This window comes from Bacillus sp. FSL W7-1582, assembly GCF_038593325.1.
Taxonomy (GTDB): Bacteria; Bacillota; Bacilli; order Bacillales; family Bacillaceae; genus Bacillus; species Bacillus altitudinis.
Genome location: NZ_CP151987.1, coordinates 2,605,306 through 2,617,775, shown reverse-complemented (window position 1 = coordinate 2,617,775; position 12,470 = coordinate 2,605,306). Strand labels below are relative to the sequence as shown.

The following is a 12,470-nucleotide window of genomic DNA, read 5'->3' as shown; positions in this document are numbered from 1 at the left end:
AAAGGCATGAAAAAAAGCCCCGTAAAGGAGCTTGTCAATGATTAAAGGAATCTGCGTTTTACTTTTTCCCAATAGGAGTTATCTTTTAATTTGACCGTTTTGATCACTTTACCAGAAAGGCCAATGTCAATTTGTTTGACATGTTTTGTACCTAGCGCTTCGTTATCAAGACCGATAATCGGATGGTCGTTACCGTCCTGAACAACCTTTAGTGTCAGCTTGCGATCACTGCTTAAAATGAAAGGAGCTCCAAGTGTACGGTATGAGTTGTTATTCAGCGATGCCAGCTCGGTTACTTGCATACACGGAAGCATCGGATCCACCACGGCGCCGTTGACAGATTTATTGTAGGCCGTTGAACCGGTCGGAGTGGAAATAATCATCCCGTCGCCTCTAAAGGTTTCAAAATGGAAATCATCTATATACACATCGATGACAAATGTTTTAATGATGCTAGAGCGGATCGACAGTTCGTTTAAACAATGGAACTGGTTTGTACTGTCAACGCTTACATCGATGATCGGATATTTTCTCACTTCAATTTGTTCAGTGTTCATGGCATCAATCATTTTATCAAAATGTTCTAACGAAAAATCGCAGTATAGGTGCGAATTCTCTGTTTTTGATACCCCTACATACAAGCAGTCATCCCGGAAGTTCGTTTTGCGGACCGCTTGAAGAAATGTACCATCTCCACCAATTGAAGCAATGATATGGGCATCTTCTGCACGCTTTACGACGTGAAAGCCTTGATCGGTAGCGAGCTTCTCCAGAGAAGAAATGTGTCCATCCAATTCATGATCTTTTTTGTAAAAGAAAAATACATTGCGACGATTGTCTGTCATTGACGTTCTCCCCTTTGTTGTCAAAAATAGATTTCGAGTAGTAAAGGGCTTACATAAAAACCCTTGCTCACATTTTACACTTTTTTCATATGAAAGTAAAAATATTAGAAAGACGCTTCATCATGATAGAGGCTTCCATTTGAGAAATGAGTCATTGTAAGTGATTAGACAACGCTGACTTTGAGCATAATTTAATAGCTCATTTTGGAGGCTAGAGAGGTCTGGGCGTTTCGTTGTGGAGATGATCTGAGCTATTAGATGTAGAAAGAGGATAAAATAACCAATTTTTCGTCATGATGAGCAAATGATAGAAGATGTAAAGTTGATCGTCATTTCACATCGGTGCTATCATATGTTGAAATGAAATGTAAAAAAACCACAGTTCCTGTGAAACATTTCATGTGTGTATTCGTATGAACGAAGTGAGACAAAAAGGAGGAGAAAGAAATGAATGCGAAAAGATGGGTAGCCTTAATCATTGCACTTGGTGTTTTCGGCTTTTCGATTGTGATTAGTATCACGACAGCCTTGTTTGAAAGCTTCAATGATAATAAGATGAGCTATCAATTCGGGGACGAAATCGAAGAAAAGGTACTAGAGGATGGAAGCGGAGCGAGTAAAATTGCTGTACTTGAGATTAATGGCACGATTCAAGATAACGGCGGAGCATCCAGCCTTCTAGGCGGGGAAGCATATGATCATCGTGCGTTCTTAAAAGAATTAGATAAAGCAAAAGACGATGCGTCTGTGAAAGGTGTCTTGCTGCGCGTCAACTCTCCTGGCGGCGGTGTCTATGAAAGTGCTGAAATACATAAAAAATTAGAAGAAGTAAAGAAAGCGAAGAAACCAATTTATGTTTCTATGGGTTCAATGGCGGCTTCTGGCGGCTATTATGTATCCACTCCAGCGAAAAAAATCTTTGCTTCACCTGAAACGTTAACAGGCTCTCTCGGGGTCATCATGCAAAGTTTGAATTATGCAAAGCTAGCAGATAATTTAGGCATCAAATATGAAACCATTAAAAGTGGAAAATTCAAAGACATCATGTCCCCAAATCGTGATATGACAAAAGATGAGCGTGCTATCATGCAAAGCATGGTTGACAACTCTTATGAAGGCTTTGTGAAAGTCATCTCAGAAGGACGTGGCATGTCAAAACAAGACGTCAAGAAAATTGCTGACGGCCGAATCTATGACGGAACACAGGCGAAATCGAACGGATTAGTGGATGAGCTTGGGTACTATGAAGATGCACTAAAAGCAATGAAGAAAAATGAAAAAGGCTTAAAAGGAGCAACAGTAATCAGCTATTCACAAAGCTTTGGCTGGAACTCTCTTTTCAATATGAGTGCAAGCAAGCTCTTTAAAAGCGAAATTGATTTTCTGAACTTAAAAGAAACACTGGCTGGCTCAAATGGGTCTAAACCGATGTATCTCTATTCAAAATAAAGGAGGGATCATAGATGGATTCTACATTCGATGAAGTAACGGAAAGTCGCAGCCAAGAGGGAGAATCAAGGCCGACTCTTGCGAAGCGCACTTCAATTGAAGCGCAGGCTTTTGCAGGTTTCTGGATTAGATTTTGGGCATTTATCCTAGATTGGCTCGTCGTATGGGGTGTTAACCATTTGACGGTTTCTCCAATCTTTAGTCTTTTTGGCTGGTCAAAAGGTGGAGGTTGGTTTTCCCCATTTTCCGTCACAACCACAATTGTCTTTCTGCTTTATTTTGCGATCATGACGAAGATTTTCCAACAAACACTTGGAAAGATGGTGTTTGGAATCAAAGTCGTCTCACTTCAGCCGGAGAAGAAGCTGTCATGGGATGTCATTTTCTTTAGAGAAATTGTGGGGCGATATATTAATACGCTTTTTGTTCTCTATGCTGTGGTTGGGTTCACGCCGAAAAAGCAAGGGGTTCATGACTACTTTGCAGATACGGTGGTTGTTCATGAACATTTATATGAAAAAACAGAATCAAACGCATAATCAAAGAGAGTTTGGCCGGGTACCGGTCAAACTCTTTTTTGTGTGATTGGGTATAAAATCCAGAAGGAGAGCCATAATCGTAGAGGAAGCATCATTTGTTATGGAGGAAGTGAGCACAGTGCTGTACGTTTGGATTGCCGCTTTTTTGTTCCTTGTGATCTTATTGATCTTTATGAAAGTGACCATTTCACTGGACTATTCACATGCAAATGACAATGACCATATTGCGGTGAAGATCATCACCTTATATGGAATCGTCAGACTGAAGAAAGACATTCCGATGGTGAAAGTGAATACGGAAGATCAAACGATTGATATTCGTGAAAAGAAAATGGCCAGCACCAAAACGCCGAGTCAAGAAAAAGAAACCATGCATAAAAAAGTGGGAAAACGTGATGTAAAGGAAATCCTTCATCAAATGGAGCGTATTACAAAAGAGATTGTCGATCTAAACCGGATCATGCGAAAGTTCTTCATTCATATAAAAATCGTCTCATTTCACTGGTCCACCTGGATTGGTTTTCATGACGCAGCTTTAACAGGTGTAGCAGCCGGCGGTGTGTGGTCAGTAAAAGGAGCACTTCTTGCCTTTATGCAGGAGCATCTCACCTTTAAGCACAAACCCGTCTATGAAGTGATTCCCGCTTTTCAGCACAATGTGTCACAGACACACTTTGCATGTATAGCTTATTTTCGGATTGGACATGCTATGCTTGCAGCCATTCGATTACTTGTCCATTGGTTAAAAGGGAGAAAGGCGAGAAAAAATGCCTCTCTTCAAGCAACGAAGAATGAATCATCTGTTTAAGGAGGAACCCGAAAATGGCAGATCATCCAATCCAAGGTCTGATGAAGACAGCGATGGAAAACTTAAAAGAAATGATTGATGTGAACACGATCATCGGCGATCCAGTCGAAACCCCTGACGGCAGTGTCATTCTCACTGTGTCAAAGGTTGGTTTTGGATTTGCAGCCGGCGGCAGTGAATTCAACGGTAACCAAAAGAAAGAAAAACGGTCTGATGAACAAGAACGAAAAGAACCGAGACTCCCATTTGGAGGCGGAAGCGGTGGGGGAGTATCGATTACACCAATCGCCTTTTTAATTGTGGGAACAAATGGCGTTAGAATGCTTCATTTGGATGAACACACACATCTGCTCGATAAAATATTGGATTCTGCTCCTCAAGCAATTGAACGTCTTCAGCACATGTTTAAAAAGGATGAACGGGAGCATCGTCACAAAGAACGAAAACTAGATGACATAGAACTTTAAAAAGTTAGCTGCCCTGCAGTTAACTTTTTTTTCAAAATGGACGATTAGGCTTTGCAGTTTTTTGCTTTCTCTACTATGATAGAACCATACATTTGATAAGGGAGGAATTGTTTTGGCATCGATCACATTTAAAGGGAGCCCAGTAACGCTTGTAGGAAATGAAGTGAAAGTAGGCGAGCAGGCTCCAGATTTCACGGTATTAACGAACTCACTAGGGGAAGTTTCACTTTCTGATTTAACAGGAAAAGTGACGATTATCTCAGTGATTCCTTCTATTGATACAGGTGTGTGTGACGCACAAACAAGACGTTTCAATGAAGAGGCAGCCGGTTTAGGTCCGGTCAATATCTATACCATTAGTGCAGACCTACCATTTGCACAAGCACGCTGGTGCGGAGCAAACGGAATTGAAAATGTCGAAACATTATCTGATCATAGAGATATGTCATTTGGTGAAGCGTTTGGTTTATATATGAAAGAATTGCGTTTATTGGCGCGTGCGGTCTTCGTATTAGACCAAAGCGGAAAAGTGGTTTACACTGAGTACGTAAGCGAAGCAACCAATCATCCAAATTATGAAAAAGCCATTGAGGCTGCGAAATCACTGTTATAAAAGCAGCATCGACAAGAGCTCCGGCTTCATACTGGGGCTCTTTTCAATGAGAACATATAGCTTTTAACAAAGCGAGGAGAGAAAAGCATTGCAGAAAGATCAAGTGAGTACGATTTTTGAGCTGCTCGATACAGCTTCAATTCGTTTAAAAAAGGAACAGAACATTTCCTATATTGAAGCATTGGCAGAAGCAGGAGAAGCCTTTTTCCAGTCAAATGATCGAAACGGTTTACTAAAAGATTTAATAGAGAAAGCAGATTTCGCCTCTTATGATCATGAGCAGATTCGTAAAGCGTTTCAGCTCGCCGTATTAAAAGGACAAAAGGATATTTCACATCCAAACCGGCAGATGACACCTGATACAATTGGTCTGTTTGTCAGCTATTTGGTCAATAAATTTTTAGAAGGACAAAAAGAGCTGGTTGTCTTTGATCCAGCAGCGGGAACAGGGAATTTACTGCTTGCGGTCCTCAACAATGTAACAGCAGAAACAACACGCGGTTTTGCCTCTGAAATTGATGACGTGCTCATTAAAATTGCGTGGGCACAAGCGAACTTAGAAGAAAAAGAAGTAGAGCTTTTCCACCAGGACAGCCTTGAGCCGCTTCTTATCTCACCAGCAGATGTTGCTGTATGCAGTCTTCCTGTCGGGTTTTATCCAAATGATGAGCGCGCTAAAGACTATGAATTAAAGGCAAAAGAAGGTCATTCCTTTGCGCATTATTTATTCATTGAGCAAAGTCTTCGTTACACGAAAGAAGGCGGCTTCTTATTCTTCATCATTCCAAACGATTTGTTTGAAGGAAAAGAAAGCGTACAATTAAAGGATTTCATCAAAGAACATGCATATATGAATGCGTTAATTCAGCTACCAGTCTCTATGTTCAAAGACAAAAAGCACGCCAAAAGCTTATTTGTGATGCAAAAGAAAAAAGAGGGGCTCGAAGCACCGAAACGTATGCTATTTGCCAATCTGCCATCTTTCTCACAGAAGGAAGCAATGGTTGGCGTCATGAGAAAATTAGACCAATGGTTTATAGAAGAAAAAGAAACGAAAGAATAGCCAGAGTGATGTCTGGCTATTTTATTATTCAGAAAATAACGACTTATTGATGTAAGCGGTAACAGTTCGAAGGTGTACTTGAAATGCAAAGTTTTCAATGTTTAAATGAAAAAGTCAGATATTTTTCGGACTTATCGTTAAACTATAAAAGACCCGTTCAAACAGGTTGAATATAGCACCGAAAAAACGTGAAACCTTATATAACAACTGAGTAAAAGGAGCGACAGTAATGTCCAAAATTATTGCAATCAACGCAGGAAGCTCATCTCTTAAATTCCAATTGTTCGACATGCCAGAAGAAACCGTTTTAACAAAAGGTCTTGTTGAAAGAATCGGAATGGACAACAGTATCTTCACGATTTCTGTAGATGGAGAAAAGAAAACAGAAGTCACAGATATTCCAGATCATGCAGTAGCGGTTAAAATGCTACTTGAAAAACTAATTGAATTTAACATCATCAAAGATTTTAATGAAATTGATGGCGTAGGACACCGCGTCGTTCACGGCGGAGAAAAATTCAGCGATTCTGTTGTTTTAACAGATGAAGTCATCAATGACATTGATCAGCTTTCAGAGCTTGCACCACTTCACAACCCTGCAAACGTTGTAGGAATCAAAGCATTTAAACAAATTCTGCCTGACGTACCAGCGATTGCTGTGTTCGATACAGCGTTCCACCAAACAATGCCAGAGCAGTCTTACCTATACAGCCTTCCGTACGACTACTACAAAAACTTTGGTATTCGTAAATACGGATTCCACGGGACAAGCCATAAGTTCGTAACAGAGCGTGCAGCAGAGCTATTAGGCCGTCCTCTTGAAGAGCTTCGTTTGATTTCTTGCCACCTTGGAAATGGTGCAAGTATCGCAGCAGTTGAAGGCGGAAAATCAATCGATACGTCAATGGGCTTCACACCACTTGCGGGTGTTGCAATGGGAACACGTTCAGGTAACATTGACCCTGCCCTTATTCCATTTATTATGGAGAAAACAGGACATACAGCTGAAGAAGTACTTTCTACTTTGAATAAGAAGAGTGGTCTTTTAGGTGTGTCTGGTCTTTCAAGTGATCTTCGTGATATCGAAGAAGCGACAGAAGAAGGAAACGACCGTGCAGAAGTAGCACTAGATATTTTTGCAAGCCGTATCCATAAATACATCGGTTCTTATGCAGCGAGAATGAATGGTGTAGATGCCATCATCTTCACAGCTGGAATCGGTGAAAACAGCTCAGAAGTGAGAGCACGTGTACTTCGTGGTCTAGAATTCATGGGCGTATATTGGGATCCATCTCTTAACAACATGAGAGGCGAAGAAGCATTCATCAGCTACCCTCACTCTCCTGTAAAAGTCATCGTGATTCCAACGAACGAAGAAGTTATGATTGCAAGAGACGTTATGCGTTTAGCGTAACATCCTTTTAAAGCTCTTTTCCTCAGCGGAAAAGGGCTTTTTTCTATTGAAATCAGCATGCTATAATGTGAGGCAATATGAAAGGAGCGGTGTGAAGAGATGAGCGTCGAAGAACATAAACGCGAAGCGAAAACGAGGCTTCATGTAAAAGTCATTACCGTCAGTGATACAAGGACAAAAGAAACAGATAAAAGCGGCCGTCTGATGATTGATTTGCTCAAAGAACAAGGGCATCTTATTCTTGCATACGATATTGTGAAAGATCATATTGGGGCGATTCAAGACGCCGTTTTAGAAGGAACAAGCGAAGCGAAGATTGATGCCGTCTTGTTAAACGGGGGAACTGGTATTGCAGCAAGGGACGTCACGATTGAATCCATTACACCTCTTTTCTCAAAAGAGCTGCCGGGCTTTGGAGAAATTTTTCGCATGCTGAGCTATACAGAAGATATTGGATCAGCCGCTATCTTATCTAGAGCGACGGCAGGGGTGATTAACCAAAAAGCCGTTTTTGCCACACCAGGCTCTACCGGAGCAGTTCGGTTAGCCATGACCAAACTCATTATTCCAGAGCTTCCTCATGTGTTGCGAGAGCTTGAAAAAGATCAAAAATAGCCCAAAATGACTCTGCCAAGAAAATTTGGCAGAGTTTTTTTCATAAAGGGGTTGAAAAAACAATTTTTCCTTGTTACAGTGTATACATACTAAATGCATGTTTATAAATTAAAACTTATTTTTATGCAAAAAACATTCACAGAATCAAAACAAGCGAGAGGAGCTTTTCAAACATGTCACAAAATAAAAAAGTCGTATTAGCATATTCCGGAGGTCTTGATACCTCTGTTGCAGTTAAATGGTTACAGGAGCAAGGTTACGAAGTTGTTGCTTGCTGCCTAGACGTAGGTGAAGGAAAAGATTTAGCATTCGTTCAACAAAAAGCACTTCAAGTCGGAGCTGTTCAATCTTACATGATCGACGCAAAAGAAGAGTTTGCTGAAGAATTTGCACTTGCAGCACTGCAAGCACACACGATGTATGAAGGGAAATACCCGTTAGTATCTGCACTATCTCGTCCGCTCATTGCCAAAAAGTTAGTGGAAGTCGCAGAGAAAGAAAATGCCGTAGCCGTTGCACACGGATGTACAGGGAAAGGAAACGACCAAGTTCGTTTTGAAGTATCAATCAAAGCATTGAATCCAGACCTAGAAGTTCTTGCACCAGTGCGTGAATGGAAATGGTCTCGTGATGAAGAAATCGACTATGCACAAAAGCACGGGATTCCAATTCCGATTAACTTAGACAGCCCATATTCAATTGACCAAAACCTTTGGGGCAGAAGTAACGAATGTGGTATTTTAGAAGATCCTTGGGCAGCGCCGCCAGAAGGTGCTTATGATCTGACAAATCCACTTGAAAAAACACCTGACACACCTGAAATCATTGAAATCACGTTTGAAAAAGGAAAACCAACAGCCATTGACGGAATCCAGTATTCATTATCTGATCTCATCCTTCATTTAAATGAAGTTGCTGGCCAGCATGGTGTAGGCAGAATCGATCATGTTGAAAACCGTCTTGTTGGAATCAAATCTCGTGAAGTATATGAGTGCCCAGGTGCAGTTACCCTATTAAAAGCACACAAAGAACTTGAAGACTTAACGCTTGTCAAAGAAGTAGCACACTTTAAGCCAATCGTTGAACAAAAAATGGCTGAATTAATATACAACGGCTTATGGTTCTCACCACTTAAATCAGCACTAGATGCATTCTTACAAGAAACGCAAAAGAACGTAACAGGTGTTGTACGTGTGAAACTATTTAAAGGCCATGCCATTGTAGAAGGACGTAAATCACCATATTCACTTTATGATGAAAATCTAGCAACTTACACAAAAGCAGATGAATTCGATCATGATGCAGCTGTAGGATTTATTAACCTTTGGGGTTTACCAACAAAAGTAAACAGCATCGTGAACAAAAAGGAGCAGGTTAAAGCATGAAAAAGCTTTGGGGAGGCCGATTTCAAAAAACACCAGAAAAATGGGTCGATGAGTTTGGTGCATCCATTCATTTCGACAAACAATTAGTCAAAGAAGATCTGACCGGCTCCCTTGCCCATGCAAGTATGCTGAATAAATGCGGTATCATCGGCGATGAGGAGGCCGCTGCAATCAAAGACGGACTGAATACGCTCATGAAAAAGGCAGAGGCGGATGAACTTGAATTCTCAGTGGATTATGAGGACATTCATTTAAACCTTGAAAAAATGCTCATTGATGAGATTGGTCCGCTTGGCGGCAAATTGCACACAGCGAGAAGCCGGAATGATCAGGTCGCAACCGATATGCATTTATATTTGAATAACCAAGTAGAGCATATCATTGAGCTGATCTCTTCTTTTCAAACAGTGCTTGTAGAAAAAGCTGAACAGCACGTTGAAACAATTTTTCCAGGATATACGCACTTACAGCGTGCACAGCCTATTTCCTTTGCCCATCATATGCTTGCCTACTTTTGGATGCTTGAGCGGGACAAAGCGCGTTTTCAAGATTCATTGAAGCGGATTAATGTGTCACCACTTGGATGCGGGGCGTTAGCAGGAACGACATTCCCAATTGATCGTGAATATACAGCAGAGCTTCTTGGCTTTGACCATATTTACGAGAACAGCCTTGATGGCGTGAGTGATCGTGATTTCATTTTAGAGTTCTTGTCTAATAGCAGTCTTGTGATGATGCACCTCTCACGTCTTTGTGAAGAAATCATTTTATGGTGCTCTCAAGAATTCAAATTCATTGAGCTTGATGACACGTACGCAACAGGCAGCAGCATGATGCCGCAAAAGAAAAACCCGGATATGGCTGAATTGATCCGCGGAAAAACAGGCAGGGTATATGGCAACCTGATGGGGCTGCTCACGATTATGAAAGGCTTGCCGCTTACGTATAACAAAGACTTGCAAGAAGATAAAGAAGGCATGTTTGATACGGTGAAAACGATCGCTGGCAGCCTGCAAATCTTCACAGGCATGATTCAAACAATGACAGTGAACGAAGATGTCATGAAAAAAGCAACAAAAGAAGATTTCTCAAATGCGACCGAAGTGGCAGACTACCTTGCGAAAAAAGGTATGCCATTCCGTGAAGCACACGAAATCGTTGGGAAGCTTGTATATACATGCATTCAAAAAGGCATCTATTTAAGTGACCTTCCATTTGAAACATTTACAGAAGCAAGCGGCCTCTTTGAACAAGATATTTACACTGTTCTTGATCCGTATGTTGCTGTTGAAAAAAGAACAAGTGCAGGTGGAACTGGATTTAAACAAATTCAGCTCGCTTTAGAAAAAGCAAAAGCCTGCCTAGCATAATTCGCCAAAACCATTCGTTTATACGGATGGTTTTTTTCATGGGAAAAAGGAGATTGATCTTCACTGGAGAAAATGAAAGCATACCAGTGTCAAGCTGAATAAGGAGTGACAACAGTTCATGAAGAAAACGCTTCAGGCTTTGTTTGATCAGCCTATCGTATCAATGAAAACGTTAGGAGAACCATACGACGGCCGGGCTAATGATGTGTGGCTGATTTCCTTACAAGACCAGACGGAATATGTAGTGAAATCTCCTAAAACTGCAAGAGAAGAAAGTGAATTTGTGTATGGGATCAACATGATTTATGGAGTAGATGCCCGTACTGTACAGGAGCATCTTGATGAAATCAATGAAAAGCTGGCTCATACGAATTCCTTTCATATTCCGAAAGTTGTTCGTAAAGTGAAGAAGGCGGGGAAACACTTTTATGTCATGGAAAAAGTAGAAGGAATCCCTTTAACATCTTTTGAGGGCCGTTCAGCACAATTCTATAGGGATTACGGGAGGAAACTAGCGCATCTTCATTCATATCAAACAAACTTTTTCGGTGCAGTATACGGGGGAGAAAAGAGACATTTGAGAGAATTCCATGCGCTGTTAAAAAAGACTGTCTCCAAACTCATCAGCCACTATTACGCTGATCAGCCTGAATATCAGAATTATGCAGAAAAGGTGCAGCAAAAGCTTGAAAAGCTAAGTCCTCCTGATGCAGCCAGTCTCATTTTAATTGATTTAGACCCATCGCAATATATTGAAGACGATGATCAAGTGACGAGTCTAGTTGATACGGAATATGTCGTATTTGGACCAGCTACGTTTGATTTGATTGCACTCGAATACCTTTTGACGAAAGAAGCTGCACAAGCGGTTCAATTAGGGTATGAAGAGATTTGCCCGCTTCCTCGCCAGCTTCATGAGGTGAGAGAATGCTATCGGTTTGTTTCGCTGCTTCTCGATATCCATGGTTCATGGGATATGAAAAAGTGGATGAATCACCCTATACGGTTTTCCCCTCACTGTTAAAGGGTTCAAAAGTGCGAAGGAAGCCGGTTTATAGTAAAGTAAAGATAACAAAAGAAACACATGAACTTGCAACCTTTGCTTTAGGAGGAGATTGTGTGCGACACGCATTAATAACAGCGGGTTCTAAAGGACTTGGCAGGAAAGTCACCGAGTCTTTACTGAATATGGGGTATTCTGTGACAGTCAATTATCGAAGTGATGATGAAGCTGTCCGGCAGATGAAAGAAGAACTGCAAGAATACGAAGAAAAGCTTCAATTTGTCCAAGGCGATGTAACAAACAAAGAAGATTTAAAAAACATGGTCGAGCTGGCAGCAGAGCGATTTGGGCGGATTGACGCCTTGATCAATAATGCTGGACCTTATATTTTTGAACGAAAAAAACTCGCGGATTACTCTGAAGACGAATGGTATCAAATGATGGAAGGCAACCTATCCGCAGTGTTCCATTTGTTCCGAATGGTGATCCCTATGATGAGAAAACAAGGCTTTGGCCGGATTATCACATATGGCTTCCAAGGAGCAGACCATGCGCCAGGCTGGATGCACAGATCAGCTTTCGGAGCGGCAAAAGTGGGCCTTGCGTCATTGACGAAAACCATTGCGATTGAAGAAGCCGAAAACGGCATCACCGCTAATATGGTGTGTCCAGGCAAAATCGTTGGAGACATGAAAGAATCGACAATAGAGGAAGCCCGCCAAATCAAAGACGATGAAACGCCAATAGGCAGGTCTGGTACTGGAGAGGATATAGGGCGTATCATTTCATTTCTATGTGATGACCGTTCAGACCTCATTACAGGAACCGTCATTGAAGCAACAGGTGGTCTTAATGTGATTCATAGGCACTAAGTTTTTCAGCTTTTTATAGAGGGAATA

At 41.2% G+C, this 12,470-nt stretch carries 13 protein-coding genes; 12 read left to right on the top strand and 1 reads right to left on the bottom strand.

The annotated features are described in order from the left end of the window. Positions 1-41: 41 nt before the first annotated feature. Entirely contained in the window at positions 42-845 is an 804-nt protein-coding gene (locus NSQ11_RS13455) for an NAD kinase (RefSeq protein ID WP_008343132.1), read from the bottom strand. A gap of 447 nt (positions 846-1,292) precedes the next feature. Between NSQ11_RS13455 and sppA the strand changes: the two genes are divergently transcribed. From sppA to NSQ11_RS13395, 12 genes are all read left to right on the top strand, one after another. Further along, positions 1,293-2,294 carry a signal peptide peptidase SppA gene (gene sppA, locus NSQ11_RS13450; protein WP_050827550.1) on the top strand — a complete coding sequence of 334 codons (1,002 nt, stop codon included), beginning with the start codon at positions 1,293-1,295 and terminating at the stop codon, positions 2,292-2,294. A 14-nt stretch (positions 2,295-2,308) separates the two neighbouring features. Further along, positions 2,309-2,833, top strand: a complete 525-nt coding sequence (locus tag NSQ11_RS13445) for an RDD family protein (RefSeq protein WP_007501737.1) — start codon at positions 2,309-2,311, stop codon at positions 2,831-2,833. Positions 2,834-2,933: 100 nt separating this feature from the next. Further along, positions 2,934-3,641, top strand: a complete 708-nt coding sequence (locus NSQ11_RS13440; protein WP_017367840.1) for a DUF2953 domain-containing protein — start codon at positions 2,934-2,936, stop codon at positions 3,639-3,641. A 14-nt stretch (positions 3,642-3,655) separates the two neighbouring features. After that, on the top strand, positions 3,656-4,108 hold the full coding sequence (gene ytfJ, locus NSQ11_RS13435; RefSeq protein ID WP_212047003.1) for a GerW family sporulation protein: 453 nt from the start codon (positions 3,656-3,658) through the stop codon (positions 4,106-4,108). Between the two features lie 112 nt (positions 4,109-4,220). Continuing rightward, complete coding sequence (gene tpx / locus NSQ11_RS13430) at positions 4,221-4,721, top strand: thiol peroxidase (RefSeq protein ID WP_203085315.1); 501 nt, start codon at positions 4,221-4,223, stop codon at positions 4,719-4,721. A gap of 88 nt (positions 4,722-4,809) precedes the next feature. Then, a complete protein-coding gene (locus tag NSQ11_RS13425) occupies positions 4,810-5,784 on the top strand; it encodes a class I SAM-dependent methyltransferase (RefSeq protein ID WP_025207782.1) in 975 nt (324 codons plus the stop codon). 229 nt (positions 5,785-6,013) lie between these two features. Continuing rightward, positions 6,014-7,198 (top strand): acetate kinase, encoded by a 1,185-nt coding sequence (locus NSQ11_RS13420; RefSeq protein ID WP_007501728.1) that lies wholly within the window; start codon positions 6,014-6,016, stop codon positions 7,196-7,198. A gap of 99 nt (positions 7,199-7,297) precedes the next feature. After that, entirely contained in the window at positions 7,298-7,813 is a 516-nt protein-coding gene (locus NSQ11_RS13415) for a molybdenum cofactor biosynthesis protein B (protein ID WP_024718668.1), read from the top strand. Positions 7,814-7,986: 173 nt separating this feature from the next. Beyond that, complete coding sequence (locus tag NSQ11_RS13410) at positions 7,987-9,198, top strand: argininosuccinate synthase (protein ID WP_008343148.1); 1,212 nt, start codon at positions 7,987-7,989, stop codon at positions 9,196-9,198. After that, entirely contained in the window at positions 9,195-10,568 is a 1,374-nt protein-coding gene (gene argH, locus NSQ11_RS13405) for an argininosuccinate lyase (protein ID WP_025207780.1), read from the top strand. The genes NSQ11_RS13410 and argH overlap by 4 nt, the downstream gene beginning before the upstream one ends. Positions 10,569-10,686: 118 nt before the next feature. Next, positions 10,687-11,592, top strand: a complete 906-nt coding sequence (locus tag NSQ11_RS13400; protein ID WP_046526485.1) for a phosphotransferase — start codon at positions 10,687-10,689, stop codon at positions 11,590-11,592. A gap of 95 nt (positions 11,593-11,687) precedes the next feature. Then, entirely contained in the window at positions 11,688-12,443 is a 756-nt protein-coding gene (locus tag NSQ11_RS13395) for an SDR family oxidoreductase (RefSeq protein ID WP_008343153.1), read from the top strand. Positions 12,444-12,470: the final 27 nt, after the last annotated feature.

Coding starts and splice junctions, on each gene's coding strand:
- NSQ11_RS13455 (WP_008343132.1), bottom strand. CDS start 845: ATGACAGACAATCGTCGCAATGTATTTTTCTTTTACAAAAAAGATCAT.
- sppA (WP_050827550.1), top strand. CDS start 1,293: ATGAATGCGAAAAGATGGGTAGCCTTAATCATTGCACTTGGTGTTTTC.
- NSQ11_RS13445 (WP_007501737.1), top strand. CDS start 2,309: ATGGATTCTACATTCGATGAAGTAACGGAAAGTCGCAGCCAAGAGGGA.
- NSQ11_RS13440 (WP_017367840.1), top strand. CDS start 2,934: ATGGAGGAAGTGAGCACAGTGCTGTACGTTTGGATTGCCGCTTTTTTG.
- ytfJ (WP_212047003.1), top strand. CDS start 3,656: ATGGCAGATCATCCAATCCAAGGTCTGATGAAGACAGCGATGGAAAAC.
- NSQ11_RS13420 (WP_007501728.1), top strand. CDS start 6,014: ATGTCCAAAATTATTGCAATCAACGCAGGAAGCTCATCTCTTAAATTC.
- NSQ11_RS13415 (WP_024718668.1), top strand. CDS start 7,298: ATGAGCGTCGAAGAACATAAACGCGAAGCGAAAACGAGGCTTCATGTA.
- NSQ11_RS13410 (WP_008343148.1), top strand. CDS start 7,987: ATGTCACAAAATAAAAAAGTCGTATTAGCATATTCCGGAGGTCTTGAT.
- argH (WP_025207780.1), top strand. CDS start 9,195: ATGAAAAAGCTTTGGGGAGGCCGATTTCAAAAAACACCAGAAAAATGG.
- NSQ11_RS13400 (WP_046526485.1), top strand. CDS start 10,687: ATGAAGAAAACGCTTCAGGCTTTGTTTGATCAGCCTATCGTATCAATG.